The 16,240-nt window shown below is 37.3% G+C and carries 15 protein-coding genes and 1 other annotated feature; of the genes, 3 read left to right on the top strand and 12 right to left on the bottom strand.

The features are described from left to right. Positions 1-242 precede the first annotated feature (242 nt). A complete protein-coding gene (locus QUF93_RS08205; protein WP_289358431.1) occupies positions 243-1,688 on the top strand; it encodes an MATE family efflux transporter in 1,446 nt (481 codons plus the stop codon). Between the two features lie 151 nt (positions 1,689-1,839). Here the strand turns inward: QUF93_RS08205 and QUF93_RS08200 are convergent, their stop codons facing one another. From QUF93_RS08200 to QUF93_RS08180, 5 genes are all read right to left on the bottom strand, one after another. Beyond that, the gene (locus QUF93_RS08200) at positions 1,840-2,775 is read right to left on the bottom strand and encodes an oligopeptide ABC transporter ATP-binding protein OppF (protein ID WP_002117032.1); all 936 of its coding nucleotides are present in this window, start codon (positions 2,773-2,775) and stop codon (positions 1,840-1,842) included. Beyond that, positions 2,768-3,811 carry an ABC transporter ATP-binding protein gene (locus QUF93_RS08195; RefSeq protein WP_002117031.1) on the bottom strand — a complete coding sequence of 348 codons (1,044 nt, stop codon included), beginning with the start codon at positions 3,809-3,811 and terminating at the stop codon, positions 2,768-2,770. The genes QUF93_RS08200 and QUF93_RS08195 overlap by 8 nt, the downstream gene beginning before the upstream one ends. A gap of 18 nt (positions 3,812-3,829) precedes the next feature. Next, positions 3,830-4,846, bottom strand: coding sequence for an oligopeptide ABC transporter permease (gene opp3C, locus QUF93_RS08190; RefSeq protein ID WP_002117029.1), 1,017 nt, complete (start codon positions 4,844-4,846; stop codon positions 3,830-3,832). After that, positions 4,843-5,772, bottom strand: coding sequence for an oligopeptide ABC transporter permease (opp3b, locus tag QUF93_RS08185; protein ID WP_000534165.1), 930 nt, complete (start codon positions 5,770-5,772; stop codon positions 4,843-4,845). The genes opp3C and opp3b overlap by 4 nt, the downstream gene beginning before the upstream one ends. 127 nt (positions 5,773-5,899) lie before the next feature. After that, positions 5,900-7,534, bottom strand: coding sequence for a peptide ABC transporter substrate-binding protein (locus tag QUF93_RS08180; protein ID WP_002117026.1), 1,635 nt, complete (start codon positions 7,532-7,534; stop codon positions 5,900-5,902). A gap of 319 nt (positions 7,535-7,853) precedes the next feature. On the opposite strand from QUF93_RS08180, the gene QUF93_RS08175 reads away from it, so the two are divergent. Then, positions 7,854-8,234, top strand: coding sequence for a DUF3899 domain-containing protein (locus QUF93_RS08175; protein WP_289358430.1), 381 nt, complete (start codon positions 7,854-7,856; stop codon positions 8,232-8,234). Between the two features lie 105 nt (positions 8,235-8,339). Then, positions 8,340-8,557, top strand: a binding site (T-box leader). Positions 8,558-8,631: 74 nt separating this feature from the next. Continuing rightward, complete coding sequence (gene trpS / locus QUF93_RS08170) at positions 8,632-9,621, top strand: tryptophan--tRNA ligase (protein WP_289358429.1); 990 nt, start codon at positions 8,632-8,634, stop codon at positions 9,619-9,621. Between the two features lie 267 nt (positions 9,622-9,888). Here trpS and QUF93_RS08165 read toward each other — a convergent pair whose 3' ends face one another. The 7 genes from QUF93_RS08165 to QUF93_RS08135 all read right to left on the bottom strand — a co-directional run bounded on the left by QUF93_RS08165 (position 9,889) and on the right by QUF93_RS08135 (position 16,221). Further along, entirely contained in the window at positions 9,889-10,635 is a 747-nt protein-coding gene (locus tag QUF93_RS08165) for a YjbA family protein (RefSeq protein ID WP_002117017.1), read from the bottom strand. A 146-nt stretch (positions 10,636-10,781) separates the two neighbouring features. After that, entirely contained in the window at positions 10,782-11,570 is a 789-nt protein-coding gene (locus tag QUF93_RS08160; RefSeq protein WP_289358428.1) for a DUF2268 domain-containing putative Zn-dependent protease, read from the bottom strand. A gap of 105 nt (positions 11,571-11,675) precedes the next feature. After that, a complete protein-coding gene (gene fabF, locus QUF93_RS08155; RefSeq protein WP_289358427.1) occupies positions 11,676-12,914 on the bottom strand; it encodes a beta-ketoacyl-ACP synthase II in 1,239 nt (412 codons plus the stop codon). A gap of 31 nt (positions 12,915-12,945) precedes the next feature. Beyond that, positions 12,946-13,878 (bottom strand): beta-ketoacyl-ACP synthase III, encoded by a 933-nt coding sequence (fabH, locus tag QUF93_RS08150; protein ID WP_002117009.1) that lies wholly within the window; start codon positions 13,876-13,878, stop codon positions 12,946-12,948. Positions 13,879-14,344: 466 nt separating this feature from the next. Beyond that, the gene (locus QUF93_RS08145; RefSeq protein WP_193645655.1) at positions 14,345-14,521 is read right to left on the bottom strand and encodes a ComZ family protein; all 177 of its coding nucleotides are present in this window, start codon (positions 14,519-14,521) and stop codon (positions 14,345-14,347) included. A 63-nt stretch (positions 14,522-14,584) separates the two neighbouring features. Further along, entirely contained in the window at positions 14,585-15,457 is an 873-nt protein-coding gene (locus QUF93_RS08140; protein WP_289358426.1) for an NAD-dependent epimerase/dehydratase family protein, read from the bottom strand. 29 nt (positions 15,458-15,486) lie between these two features. Further along, entirely contained in the window at positions 15,487-16,221 is a 735-nt protein-coding gene (locus QUF93_RS08135) for an alpha/beta hydrolase (protein ID WP_128282149.1), read from the bottom strand. Positions 16,222-16,240 lie beyond the last annotated feature (19 nt).

Below are 16,240 nucleotides of genomic sequence, written 5' to 3'. Positions count from 1 at the left end.
TTTCTATTTTATTAAAATTTTCTGTTAACGATTAGTGTATTTGTAAACGTTTCATACTGCCTTTTTATTGAACTAAAGTGTTAAAAATACCAAATTTTATACTTTTCTAAATTATCAGAGAAAAACAAATTTTATATCCTATAATATCTTATGTATAATTATCCTTCTTTTTCTGTCATAAAATGAAGGTTTATTCATATTGAAAATATGTAGGCTAAAATAAGTGCAAAGGATATGAAAGTGTGTTACGATACACTTTGCTAAAAATAGATATCGGTAAAGAGGGGACGGACATGACAGCAATTCGCTCAAAAAACGGGCCAACAGAGAAACTAAGTTTATTCTTATTAACTTGGCCTATTTTTCTAGAAGTTTTTCTTTTTATGCTGATGGGGATCGCTGATACTTTCATGTTAAGTGCATTATCAGACGATGCTGTATCTGGGGTTGGTGCAGCGAATCAATACCTTCATATCGCGATTTTAGTACTAGAAGTCATCGGGAATGGCGCCGCTATCGTTGTATCCCAATACCTCGGTTCTAAACGCTTTATGGAAGCATCAAAAATATCAGCATTGGCAGTAACATTAAATTTAGGAGTCGGGCTCGTTATAAGCGCCGGTTTTCTTTTATTCTCAAAACATATGATGATGGCAATGAACTTACAAGGCGATGTATTAACGTACGCGCAAAGCTATTTATCCATCGTCGGAGGAGCCATTTTCCTTCAAGCTATTATTAACTCATTAGCCGCAATTATCCGCGTACACGGTTTTACAAAGCAAGCAATGTTTATTTCACTTGGAATGAATATTATTCATATCGCCGGAAACTATGTACTCATTTTCGGGAAATTCGGTTTCCCTGAACTTGGTGTGCAAGGGGCAGCTATTTCTTCCGCTGTTAGCCGGTTAATCGCACTTATCGTTTTCTTCTGGTTACTGTACCGCGTTATGGAATACCGCGTGAAATTACAATACTACTTCACTTTATCGAAAGAATACGTTGGCAAAATTTTAAAGATCGGCATTCCATCTGCATTTGAACAAGTGATGTACCAAGCTTGCCAAATCGTCTTCCTATATTACGCAACATACTTAGGAACAGAATCGTTAGCTGCTAGACAATATGCTACTAACATTTCCATGTTCACTTATTTATTCGCCATTGCTATCGGTATGGGAACAGCTATTATCGTTGGACGTCTAGTTGGCGGAAATGAAAAGGATGAAGCTTACACACGCGTATGGAAAAGTGTACAATGGGCGATTGGTGTAACTTTATTTATGGTCATTCTCGTTGTTACATTCCGCACACAATTAATGGGACTATTTACGGATAATCCCCATATTATCTCTCTAGGGGCAAGCGTTCTTTTACTAAGTGTACTACTTGAAACAGGACGGACGATGAACATCGTCATCATTAATTCACTTCGTGCAGCTGGCGATGCAAAATATCCGGTTTTAATCGGCGCATTCTCCATGGTGTTAATGAGCTTACCGCTCGGCTACTTTTTCGTCTTTCAATTAGATATGGGTCTCGTTGGTATTTGGCTAGCGATTGCTATCGACGAATGGACACGGGCGATTATTATGTTCTTCCGCTGGAGAAGTAGAGCATGGGAAAATTATGCACTTGTTAAACCTGATGAACAAGAAGAGAGTACTTCTGTTCAAGCACAATAAAATAAAAGTGTTTCTTCATTCTTGGAAACTCTTACTTTACTGTCTTTAAACAGAAAAAGAACTTGGATAAAATCTCTTTATACTAAATTAAGTTTAACTAGTATAAAAAAATAGAGCCATCCTTCTGTAATAGAAGAATGGCTCTACTTTTTTATTGATAAATTTCTTTATATTTCTTATACTCTGCTTCAGAACATAATACGAAATGTCCTGGGCGAATTTCACGCATTGTTGGTGCTTCCTCACCATATTGATGTTGAGATGGATCGTATACGATACGTTTACGATTGCGCTCATAATCTGGATCTGGAAGCGGAATTGCAGATAGTAGTGATTTTGTATATGGATGCATTGGATTCGCATATAACTCTTCACTTGTTGTCAGCTCAACGATTTGACCACGGTACATTACACCAATTCGATCACTAATGTATTTTACCATGGATAAATCATGGGCGATGAATAAGTACGTTAAACCTTTTTCTCTTTGTAACTGTTTCAGTAAGTTTACAACTTGCGCCTGAATCGATACGTCAAGTGCTGAGATTGGTTCATCAGCAATGATAAATTCAGGTTCTACAGCTAGCGCGCGCGCGATACCGATACGTTGACGTTGTCCACCTGAGAATTCATGCGGGAAACGGTTCGCGTGCTCTTTATTTAAACCAACTGTATTTAACAGCTCGTGAACACGGTCCATACGCTCTTTTTTGCTTTTTGCTAGTCCGTGAATATCAATACCTTCTGCGATAATATCCCCCACTGTCATACGAGGATTTAATGATGCATATGGATCTTGGAAAATCATTTGCATTTTACGGTTGAACTTCTTAAGTTCTGCGCGTGATTTTTTACCATGTACATTTTCACCATCGAACAACACTTCACCGGCAGTTGCATCGTATAAACGAATGATCGTTCTTCCAGTTGTTGACTTACCACAACCAGATTCTCCTACAAGTCCAAATGTTTCACCGCGGTAAATATCAAATGAAATATCATTAACTGCTTTAACAACACCACCACTCACATCAAAGTGTTGTTTCACATTTTTTACTTCAATTAATTTCTCACGTTGTTTAGTCATGTTGTTCACCCACTTTCATTTGAAGAATACGTTTTTCAACAACTGCTGGTGGTTTTACTTCTGGCGCTTGCTCATGAAGTAACCAAGTTGCAGCATAATGTGTATCACTTACTTTAAATAAAGGTGGTTCCATTTCAAAATCAATTTTCAGCGCCTGTGGGTTACGTGGTGCAAAAGCATCACCCTTTGGCGGTTTTAATAAGTCTGGAGGCGTTCCTGGAATCGCATATAGCTCGTCTTCTGAACCATCTAAGCTTGGCATAGATGCGATTAAGCCCCATGTGTATGGATGTTGTGGATTATAGAAAATTTCATCAACAGTTCCAATTTCAACAACTTTACCAGCGTACATAACCGCAACTCGGTCTGCAACGTTTGCCACTACACCTAAGTCATGCGTAATGAAAATGATTGCTGCTTCTGTTTTTTGCTGAATGTCCTTCATAAGCTCTAAAATTTGCGCCTGAATTGTAACGTCTAGCGCAGTTGTCGGCTCATCGGCAATTAATAATTTTGGGTTACAAGCTAACGCCATCGCAATAACTACACGCTGTCTCATACCACCTGAGAATTGGTGAGGATATTGTTTTAAACGAGCTTCTGGATTTGGAATACCTACAAGGTCGATTAATTCTACAGCAACTTTACGTGCGTCTGCTTTACTCATCCCTTGGTGTTTAATAAGACCTTCCATAATCTGATTACCAATTGTCATCGTTGGATTTAGCGATGTCATTGGATCTTGGAAAATCATCGCAATATCTTTACCGCGTACTTGCTGCATTTCTTTTTCTGTTAGTTTCGTTAAGTCACGACCTTCAAATATGATTTCACCGTTTTTAATACGTCCTGGAGGATTCGGAATTAATCCCATTAACGCTTTAGAAGTAACTGATTTACCAGAACCAGATTCTCCTACAATCGCTAATGTTTCTCCTTTTTTTAAATCAAAAGTAACGCCGCGTACAGCTTGTACTTCACCTGCATGTGTATCAAAGGAGACTTGCAAATCTTTTACCTCTAGCAATGTTTTCATTTTTACTTCTCCCCTCTTTTACTTACGCATTTTTGGATCTAACGCGTCGCGTAATCCGTCTGCCATTAAGTTGAATGCTAAGATTAACATACTGATGACAACCGCTGGGATGAACATCATATGTGGATACGTTTGAATTGATTTATAACCATCGTTTACAAGAGAACCAAGTGATGCGAATGGTGGCTGAATACCTAGTCCGATGAAGCTTAAGAATGCTTCACCAAATACCGCTGTTGGAATTGTAAACATTGTCATTACGATAATTGGTCCCATTACGTTCGGAATTAAGTGCTTCACAATTAACTGTGTATTTGTTGCCCCTAATGTACGAGATGCTAATACATATTCTTGGTTTTTTAATTTTAGGATTTGTCCACGAACGATACGCGACATCCCTATCCAACCTGTAATTGCCATCGCGAGTGTAATCGACCAAATACCTGATCCCATAATGATTACCATTAAAATAACGATGATTAAGTATGGAATACCGTTAATAATCTCCATAATACGTTGCATAATATTATCTACTCTACCGCCATAGAACGCTGAAATACCTCCGTATGCGACCCCGATTACTAGGTCAATCGCTGCTGCTAAAAGAGCGATATATAATGATACACGTGTACCCTCCCATGTTCTTGTCCATAAATCACGGCCAAGATCATCTGTACCAAACCAGAAGTACTCTTTAATATCACGTTTTTCATATTGATCAACACCATATTGATCTGTACCGTCAAATGGTAGCCAATGAATATTTTCAATCACTGGAATTTTCGGTGGCATTTTCGCACGACCTAAATCCTGCTCTTTATATGAGTGTTTACTTACCATCGGTCCTATAATTGCTAGTAATACAATAAGGCTTAATAATACGAAACCAAACATCGCACCTTTATGTTGGAACAAACGTCTTCTTACATCTTGCCAAAACGTTAAGCTTGGACGGGCAATGACTTCATTATCAACATTACTTTGATTGGCTGGTTGAAATAAATCTGGAGATAATTTTTGTACATCTTTCATCATTTTTTCCCTCCCGCTAAACGAATACGAGGATCAATAATTCCGTATAAAATATCGACAATGAAAATAACTAAGATGAAGATCGCACTATAGAAAATTGTAGTTCCCATAATAACTGTATAGTCATTCACTGTAATCGATTTAACGAATTGTTCCCCAAGTCCAGGTACAGCGTAAATTTGCTCAATAACTAGTGTCCCTGTAATTAATCCTGCAACCATTGGTCCTAAAATTGTTACAACTGGAATTAATGCGTTACGAAGTGCGTGCTTGATAATGATAACGCCTTGGCTAATTCCTTTCGCTTTCGCTGTTAAAATGTAGTCAGCTTGCATAACCTCAATTAACTCTGCACGAGCGAAACGTGCGATTGTTGCGATAACTGCCATCGATAAGGCAATTGTAGGCATTACTGTAAACTCCGGTCCTTTCCAAAATGCTACTGGGAACCAACCAAGTTTTACCCCTACGAAATATTGTAGTAATGCGGCGAATACGAATGACGGTACCGACATCCCGAGTACGGAAATAATTGTCGCCCCATAATCGACCCACGTATTGTTACGAAGTGCCGCAACGATTCCTAAAATTAAACCGATAAATGTTCCTAATATAATCGCTTGTAAACCAAGTTGTGCTGATGGTCCAATACGATCCACAATCATATCTGTTACTGGGCGGTTATCATATTGGAATGATACCCCTAAATCACCTTTTGCTAAGTTACCTAAGTAACGTGCATATTGAACTGGTACTGGATCATTTAAACCATATTTTTCAAGAATGATTTCTTTTTGTGCCGGTGATAATTTCTCCTGATTTTTAAGCGGTGAACCCGGAAGTAATTTCATCAAAAAGAAAGTCAGTGTAGTAATTAAAAATAATGTCAAAGCCATGTACACGAAACGTTTTAATACATAACGTCCCATAGTCAAGCACCTCCCCGTTTTTCTCAAAAGCAATAAGATAGTTTAAAATATTCTTACTTTTATTTTTTTAAAATAAGAGCACATGCCCATCATAGGCATATACCCTTATTCATGATGGAAACCATTTTTAGTTTTTGAGTTCAACCCACTTATAGCTAAATTCTCCGCCGTATTTATGTTCTAATAGGCCCGTAATTGAACTACGTTGTAAATATGCCTTTCCAGGTTGATATACTGGAGCAATCGCTGCATCTTCAAGCAATTGTTGTTCTGCTTTTAATAGAGCGTCCCAACGGGCTTGTACATCTACTTCTGTTTTGGCTTTCTTAATTAGTTCATCATAAGCTGGATTTGCGTAATTCACTTTATTTTGTGAATTACCTGTTGTATACATTTCAAGGAATGACATTGGGTCCATATAATCTGGACTCCATCCCGCATATGACATCGCATAATCTCCACTTGCTTCAAGTTTTAATTTTTGTGCAAATGGCTGCATTTTTGTTGAAACTGTTAAACCTGGTAAGTTCTTTTCGAATTGTCCCTTTAAATACTCTCCGATTTTTTTTGCATCATCAGTATCAAAGTTTAATAACTCTAACTCTACTTTGTCTACACCAAGTTCTTTTTTACCAGCTTCCCAATATTTTTGAGCTTCTTTAACATCCTCTTTTATAAGCTTTCCGTTCTCTTCACGGAAGTCTTTTCCGTTAGGTCCTTTTGCCAAACCTTTCGGAACAAAACCATACATGCCTTCTGAACCATCGTTTAAGATAACTTTTCCGATATTTTCACGTTCAAAGGACATCGCAATTGCTTTTCGGATATTTTTATTGGCTAAAAATTTATTTTTTTCATTTAAACGAATGAATTGTGTAGATGGTCTCTTAATTGTTTTAAAATCAGCATCTGATTTGTATTTATCTACAAATTCTGATGTTAATACTACACGATCAATCGCTTTCGTTTCATATAAATTTATAGCAGTTGAACGATCCTTAACAATATTGAAGTTTATCTCCTCAAGCTTCACTACTTTATTTTCCCAATACGTTGGATTTTTCTTAAGGTGGAAACTTTGTTCATGTTTCCATTCACTTAAAACGAATGGGCCATTATAAAGTGTCGTATTGGATTCTAATCCAAATTTTGTTCCTTGTTCTTTTACAAATTTCTCATTCAAAGGATAAAATGTTGGATAGACTGTTAAACTTACAAAATAAGGAACAGGGTTATCTAATTCCACTTCAAGTGTGTGATCATCAATTGCTTTTACACCAAGTTCCTCAACTGGTAGTTCTTTTTTATTAATTTTCTCTGCATTTTTCACATCAAATAGTATGTAAGCAAATTTGGCACCCGTATTTGAATCAACAGCTCTTCTCCAAGAATAAACGAAGTCTTTCGCTGTTACAGGTTCACCATTCGACCATTTCGCATCTTCACGTAATTTAAATACATACTTTTTACCATCTTCTGATTTCTCATAAGATTTAGCGACTCCTGGAACAAGTTTATCGTCTTTCCCCAGACGATACAATCCTTCCATTGTGTTATTCATGATGTTAGAAGATGCTGCATCCGTTGATAACGTCGTATCCATTGTTGGTATTTCAGCAGTTTCTGTTAGATTCAATACTTGCTTATTTGAAGTACTGGATCCTTTCGCGCTTGCCTTATTATCATCTTTTTGATAACTACAGGCTCCTAGCACACTTACTGTCAACGTCGATGCAAGCAATAGCGGTATCTTTTTCTTCATGTTGTGTTGCCTCCCCTAATTGCACTTCCTGTACCCTAACTTGTAGAAAAACAGAATTGAAAGAATAATCTCCAAGTTTCTACAATTTTCATTATACATATAATATGACGATTGTGAATATAGTTTTTTGTTTTTTTGTTAAAATTTTTAATAAAATGTTTATATTTTTAATTTTTTGTAAAGGGATACGTTAACATTGCTACCATCATCTTGAAATTAGAACTGTAATTGCGTATAATTTTCAAAAAATTTTTTATATTACTTATTATAACTTTTATAGTATAATAATTCTAGTAATATTTTGACGGAGGGGAATATTTTGAATAAAGTTTTTTTTCATACTTGTATACTATTTTTTGTAGCGATAATCGCTGCTAGTGTGGGCGCATTCCTCGTTTCATCTCAGTTTTTGTTGAATTTTGTCAACATCTCATTCTATATCGCATTGTTTTTTATTCTTATAGGTGGTTTTTTATACATCTTTCAAAATGGATTTTTTAACGTAACCATTTACGCATTCCAAAGAGTATTTGGTACGAACAAAAAGATTGACTCTTTAATTGAAGAAGCTGAGGAACCTATCGATAAGAAAGAACGTATTTATAAAACATATTCATTCAAATGGACGTATCCGATTTGTATTACTGGTATCGTACTTGGGTTGTTCTCGACCCTCATTAGCTTTACTATTTTGATGTAGTTTGCAAACACTATTCCATATGATATAATAATCAGCAAAACATTTTGTTATAAAACTTTAGTTCTTTCATATTAAAAGGACTCAGTTAACAATAAATAAATTTATATGTATGCGATGATAAAGAAGAGTACATATTGGGGCAATTTCAGAGAGCTTGTGGCTGGTGTGAACAAGTAATTGTACAGTATGGAATGGGCTTTTGAGCACCAAACCGAACCGAAAGTAGTAGGCTTTGGCGTCATATCCAGACGTTATTATGGATCTTGAGAGATTTCACAGCTGTGAAATAATTAGGGTGGTACCGCGGTCCATTCGCCCCTATGTAATTTGGGATGAATGGGCTTTTTTGTATGCCTTCTCTTCCCCATCGCACATTCAATTTTAGGAGGAATTACTTATGTCAGTTATCTTTTCTGGTATCCAGCCAAGCGGAACAATTACACTTGGAAACTATTTAGGAGCTATGAAGCAATTTACAGAACTTCAAAACGAACACGACTGTTATTTCTGTATTGTAAACCAACATGCGATTACAGTACCTCAAGATCCCGTACAACTTCGTAAAAACATCCGCAGTCTTGCTGCGCTATACGTTGCATGCGGCATCGATCCTGAAAAAGCTACTTTATTTGTACAATCAGAAGTGCCAGCACACGCTCAACTAGGATGGATTATGCAATCTGTTGCGTACGTTGGAGAATTAGAGCGTATGACACAATATAAAGATAAAGCATCTGGTAGAGATTCAGTTCCAGCTGGATTACTTACGTATCCACCATTAATGGCTGCTGATATTTTACTTTACAACACAGAAATCGTGCCTGTTGGTGATGACCAAAAACAACATATGGAATTAACACGCGACCTAGCAGAGCGCTTCAACAAACGTTTCCGCGAAGTGTTCACGATTCCTGAAATCCGCATTCCAAAAGTAGGGGCACGCGTTATGTCATTAACAGAACCTACGAAAAAAATGAGCAAATCTGATCCAAATCCAAAATCGATGATCAGCATGCTTGATGATCCAAAAACAATCGAAAAGAAAATTAAAAGTGCCGTAACTGACTCTGACGGTATCGTTAAATTTGATAAAGAAAACAAACCTGGTATTGCTAACTTATTAACAATCTACTCTTCATTCTCAGGAAAAACAGTGGAAGAAATAGAAGCAATGTACGAAGGAAAAGGATATGGCGACTTCAAAGGTGACCTAGCACAAGTAGTTGTAGAAGCAATTCGTCCAATCCAAGACAAATATAACGAACTAATCAACTCCCCAGAGCTAGACGAAATTCTAGACAAAGGTGCCGAAAAAGCAAACCACGTTGCATTCAAACAACTACGCAAAGTAGAAAACGCAATGGGACTAAGCAGAAAACGTAGGTAACATATAAAGCGGAGGCGACTGCTTAGCCCTGACGGCTAAGGTTCTTTCCCACAGAAGGTGCTTTTTACCTTCTCGTGGGGAAGGTTCTTAGACGCGAAGGGCTAGGAGCCGGAGCTGGATTTCATAAAAAGCGGAAGCGGCTCGCTCAGCTCTGACTGGCTCAGGTTCTTTCACATAAAAGGCGCTTTTTTCCTTCTTATGCGAAAGGTTCTTAGACACGAAGAGCTTGCCGACTCCATATAAAAAAACCGCCAATTGGCGGTTTTTTTAATTTACCTTCTGCTCGTTTTCCATTTCCCATAACTTTTCGAAAAACGGTTGTCCTTTTACAAGGCGCTCGCATAATTGTTCGTGCTTTTCAGACCATCCAGTTTTCGCTTCATCATAAAGCTTAGTCCAAACATCTTCAAACTCCATATGTTGAACCATTCCGTATGCTGATGGATCCCACTCCGTGAACCAATAGCGAATTTCAGCTGGATTTTTCGTTGTATGTAATTGATCTAACGCCATAAATAATAATTGTTTAAGCTGTCTTTCTTTACGAGTTAGGCCATTCATAATGAAAGGCGATGGTGATAAAATATGATGTTCTTTTTCAATCTCTTCCACTTGGAACTCATACTTTTCTGCTTGCACATTTTCTACCATCTCGTATACCATCTGTTCTTGACGCGGTATTAGCCTACTTTTTCGAATCGGCACATTGTAGCCGATTGAATCAATCGCAATAATTCCTTTTCCATCTGTAACTACAAAACAATACTCTTGTTGCAAACGTTCGTGATTTTTACGAATATAAGCCTTATGATGTACGTCTTCCAATAACTTTTGTGGAAGCTCTAACAATTCGTCCTCGATGTAATGATATAATGTGGAATCTACTTTTAATAATGGCACTTGATCTAATAGCTCAATCGTATCATCTTTCCGCCATTCGTAAAAATGACAAACGTTATACCCATTCTCTTCACCTTCAAACCAATTTACCCATACATCATGCAGATATAACATTCTCTACCCCTCACTTCACTAAGGTTTGTACCAATCATTATGTTCATTTTTGCTTAACTTTATTCCACTTGAGGAAATATATTCTAATTATTATTTTTTCTCCTATTAAATTAAAAAAACAGGAGATAAGAGCTCCTGTTTTTTCATTACACATTAAATGTATTTGCTTTATTCAAGATTTCTTTCGCATCTATAGATAATAAAGATAGTGTATTTTCTCCTTCAAATGCTACACAGTCTTTCACAATATGAAACCCGAGTGCATAGCCAAGCATTTTCGGATAGGAATGAAGTCCATTTAATAAAATGTCATGCTCCCTTGTTCCACGTTTTATCGTTATTCTTTCGTGTACAACGTTTCGCCAATAATAAAGCGCTTCTTCTTTCGAAAGGTACACCGTCCATGGTGCATTACTTTTTTCTGTATGCCTTTCCCTCACGGCCTGTTCAGCTAAACCCTCCATAATCATCGTATCAAGCAATGTATACTCCGTTTCTTTCGTATCAAATTGATGTAATCTACATATGTGATGATACTCGTGCGTTAATAATGCTTTTAATTCTTCTATCGAATTTCGTCCACATACGAACAAGAAAATAACGTGACGCATAGATAATCCAGCCTTCCCGTTATACTCTTTTTGTACAGTTCGATTATATGAATCTGATAACAAAATAAAAATAGGGATATCTGGACCTTTTAGCCAACTTTTTAATTTTTCATACTCCCTGCTAAGTTCTTTCCAAATTTCTTTTTTCTCTAACTCTTTAATTTCCTGTTCTCCCCTCATTACTGGGCGATACATCCCTTTAGAGATTAGAAATCGATACAGCCTTTCTTTTGGTAATGGAATATACTTTGTAAATTTCTCGCAAAGCTTTTCTGGGCGTCCATAATACAGATGTAACCATTCTGCCGTTTCAACAACCCCCATCTTCCTCCCTCCTTTTCTTATGTATATGCGAAAAAAGAAAGGAACGTAAAAATAAATACGGTGTTTTTTCGTAGTATGTTACGAAAAAACACCGCATTTTATCTATTACTTATATGCTTTAAATACTAATACTGCGTTATGACCACCGAATCCTAATGAATTACTTAATACAGCACGTACTTCTTGCTGTCTTGCTTTATTTGGTACATAATCTAAATCACATTCTGGATCTGGTGTTTCATAGTTAATCGTCGGAGGAATCACTCCGTCTGTAATTGATTTAATAGAGAAGATCGCTTCAACAGCACCTGCTGCTCCTAATAAGTGACCTGTCATTGATTTCGTCGAGCTAATCGCTACTTTATATGCATGCTCACCGAAAGTTTCTTTAATTGCCATCGTTTCATACTTTTCATTTGCATCTGTACTTGTACCGTGCGCATTAATGTAATCAATATCTTCTGGCTGAAGACCTGCATCAGCTAAAGCTTGACGCATCGCACGAACTCCGCCCTCACCACCAGGAGCAGGCATTGTAATATGGAATGCATCACCAGTTGCACCATAGCCGGCAATTTCCGCGTAAATATGAGCACCACGCGCTAACGCATGCTCTAATTCTTCAAGGATTACAATACCAGATCCTTCTCCCATTACAAATCCACTACGATTTTTATCAAATGGACGGCAAGCTGTTGCTGGATCTTCATTAAATGTTAATGCTTTCGCTGAACTAAATCCAGCAAATGCCATACTTGTTAACGGCGCTTCTGCTCCGCCCGTTATCATTGCATCAGCATCACCGCGCTGGATTACTTTAAACGCATCACCAATTGAGTTCGCTCCAGATGCACAAGCTGTTACAGAGCAAGTATTAATCCCTTTCGCTCCTGTAGCAATTGATACTTGACCTGCTGCCATATCTGGAATCATCATTGGTACGAAAAATGGACTCACGCGGCGCGGACCTTTTTCAGTAAAAATCTTAAATTGTTCTTCGTATGTTTCCATACCACCAATACCAGAACCAACCCATACACCAATGCGCGGTGCATTTTCTTCTGTAATTTCAAGCTTTGCATCTGCAACCGCCATTTTTGCTGCTGCTACTGCATATTGTGTAAAGCGATCCATACGGCGCGCTTCTTTTTTATCCATATATTTTTCGACTTCAAAGTCGTTAATTTCTGCTGCTACTTTTGCAGGAATTTGTTCTGAATCTACTCTTGTAAGTCGTCCGATTCCCGATACACCGTTTTTAATATTTTCCCAAGCTGTTTCAACATCTGTTCCTATCGGTGTAACAGCTCCTAGCCCTGTAATTACAACCCTCTTTTTTTCCATACAAAATACACTCCTTTTTTTCTCTCAGTCCTTATTTACCCCAACGAAGAGCTACTGCTCCCCATGTTAATCCGCCGCCAAAACCGACTAGTATAATTAAATCACCATCTTGAATACGTCCATTTTGCAATTCCTCTACCATTGCAATTGGAATTGAAGAAGCTGATGTATTACCGAACTTTTCAATTGTCATACTCATTTTTTCTTTCGGTAAATTTAATCTCTCTCTTGCAGATTCCATAATACGAATATTCGCTTGATGCGGTACTAAAAAGTCCACATCCTCTTTCGTAAGTCCCGCTTTGTCTAACACACGAAGACAAGAATCACCAAGTTGACGAACAGCAAATTTAAAGACTTCTCTGCCATTCATCATAACATACTCGTCTTGATAAAGATGCTTACCGCCACTTCCGTCCGCTCCTAATTCGAATGAAAGTACACCTTTTCCTTCCGAAACAGCTCCCATTACGATAGCACCTGCTCCGTCCCCAAATAGTACTGCTGTATTTCGGTCGTTCCAGTCTACAATTTTAGATAGTTTGTCACTACCAACTACTAATACATTTTTATAAGTTCCCGTTTGAATAAATTGCTGCGCTGTAATCATTCCGTACATAAAGCCAGCACACGCTGCACTTAAATCCATCGCAGCTGCATGTTTTGCACCAATTGCTTCTTGGATTACACAAGCTACTGCTGGGAATGCGCGATCTGGCGTTACCGTTGCCACTAAAATAAGATCGATATCCTCTCCACTAATCCCTGCATCTTCAAGTGCTTTTTTAGAAGCCTCTACCGCCATATATGAAGTATCTATTGTATCATCGGCAATGCGTCTTTCTGCAATTCCCGTTCTCGTACGAATCCATTCATCAGATGTATCTACGATTTTCTCTAAATCGTGATTTGTGACTACTTTTTCTGGCACATATCTTCCGATCCCTAAAATGCCCACGTTCACATCGCAGCCCTCCGTTTTATATCAATTATTATGACTTGGTACTAATTTTAAAACATAAATGTACTTTTGTCTAGAATATATTTCAGCTAAAAAAATAAAGACAGCGTATTACCAACTTTATTTTTCATTAAAAGAAACAGAAAAATCCCTGTCCTTCAAAAGATAAACTTCCCAATACTTTTGACCTTACTCCGCTCGAGACTAAAAAAGGCCCTTACCGCTTCTTCTCACGGTTCGAGCCTCTTTCCCATCAAAAAAGAAGGGGTTTGTTTTGGTTTGTTTTGGTTTATTCTTTATCTGCTTTTCCCTCAAAACTAAGACGTTCTCCTCATAACCTTCCCCTTTAACCTCATCTTCCCTCTGGTTTTACTCCGCTCGAGACTAAAAAAGGCCCTTACCGCTTCTATCCACGGTTCGAGCCTCTCTCCCATCAAAAAAGAAGGGGTTTGGTTTGGTTTGTTTTGGTTTATTCTTTATCTGCTTTTCCAAGCTCATATGCTTCGTCCATTACTTTCATCAATAGCTCTAACACTGGCTGTGCTTTCTCCATATCAAGTGCAATTCCATTAGAATCTAAAATTGCCTTAGCTTCTGGTAAATGCTTCATTGCGATTTGTAAAAATTGCATACTTTTTTCGTTCATGTAATCTCTTCCTCTCCATTAAAGCTTTCAATCAATTATCCATACAATAGTTTAACACGTGCGCTACCCTTCGTATAACTCTTTATATTTTTTCATATGTGCCAATTGTTTATTTAAACCGAATTCTACTGGTGTATTTTTTTGAATAGAGATAACATCTACAGCTTCATCTCTTACTTCCACGTTTTTTTTATTTACCTTACCATCTGCATGTAAAAGACTCATACCTTTTTCCCATAACGCTTCTTTTCCGCTAAGTAAGTTATATACACCGAGGTGCTTTACATTCATTCCATGTTCCCATAAATATTCACACACATCTTCAACGTAAAGTAAATCGCTTCCTTTTTCTCCATTTATACAACGGCACTCTTTTTCATCAAGTTCTGATAAAATAAGCTGATGATACATCATAAACGACGGTTGCCACGGCCCATATAATGTAGGAACTCGATATGCACTATATTGTAATTCGCCTTTTTTCAACCCTTCTTCCACTTTCAAAAATAGACGTTTGTTTTCGGATTCTTCAGTGCTTCCTATTTCAATAGAAGAAATTAGATTTAACTTTACGTTATTTTTTTCACACATCCTTACGATTCGTTTTAAATATTGTAATATGACCCTTTCATTCCGAAATCCACTTTGCTGATTCGGCTCATACAAGCAAAAATAAACTGTATCGAAACTCTCTTCCTCTACCGATCGCCACCCGTCTTCATCCCTTATAGAATAGTACGTAAATAGCGCATTTCGCCCAATCAACAATAATTTCTCTTCATTAATTTTTGTCATACTATCAAATTCATCAAAATCAAGACCATATACTTCTACTTCTTCTGCAATCATTTTATTCACAAGGTGATAACCTACAAACGTAAGTGCACCTATAATCAGCACGCGTTTCATACCACCAACCCTTTCCCCTTGAAACAAATAGCTCCTCATTTATGTATATGGGAGCTTCACAATTCTTCTTCATATTTTTTAAAGAAATCAGTCGTTTGCCTAACCATTTTATATTTCACATCTTGCAGATGGAATAAGACAGAAGTATCGCATTGACTTAATTGCCTCATTTTCTCGTATTTACGTAACAATTGTTTTCTTCCTCTTTTTTCTTGTGTCGATACGAAAATTTTAACAGGTACACAAGACGGAAGAAGCACAAATGATTTCTTATTTATTTTTGATTCTAATTCTTCTTCTTTGGAATCATACGCCAAACTTAATTCCTTCACTAATCTTTTGTAAAAAAACTTATGCTCTTTCTCAAACCCCACATATTCTGGTAAATCTAAACACGGATTTAACATAACGACAGAACGTATACATTCAGGGTACTTGTTCATCATCTCAAGCGCTACAAGTGCTCCCATACCATCTGCCATAATGTGCATTTTCATATTTAATGTCTCTTTTCTTAGAACGACATCATACAAACGTTTTGCAAGACGAACAGCTCGATCGTTCCCCCAATGCCTTCCGTATAAGTTAGATGAAAAGACCGTATAGCCTTTTTCAATAAGGCCCTGTAAAAAATAAGCTCTCCCTGCATGCTGTGTCCATAAACTTGTACCATTCTCAATAAAATAGTTATAATCTCCTAGGAGCATAACAGAAAATCCATTTGGCTTTTCCGGTAAATAAATTACACATGGTTCTTTTTCTAAATAAAAAAAACGTTCCGTAATACTCATTTTTCCCCCGCCTTATTTT

It is taken from the genome of Bacillus hominis, from assembly GCF_030348325.1.
Taxonomy (GTDB): Bacteria; Bacillota; Bacilli; order Bacillales; family Bacillaceae_G; genus Bacillus_A; species Bacillus_A hominis.
Note: the sequence above shows the minus strand (reverse complement) of the source record. Positions and strands in the feature narration are given on the sequence as shown.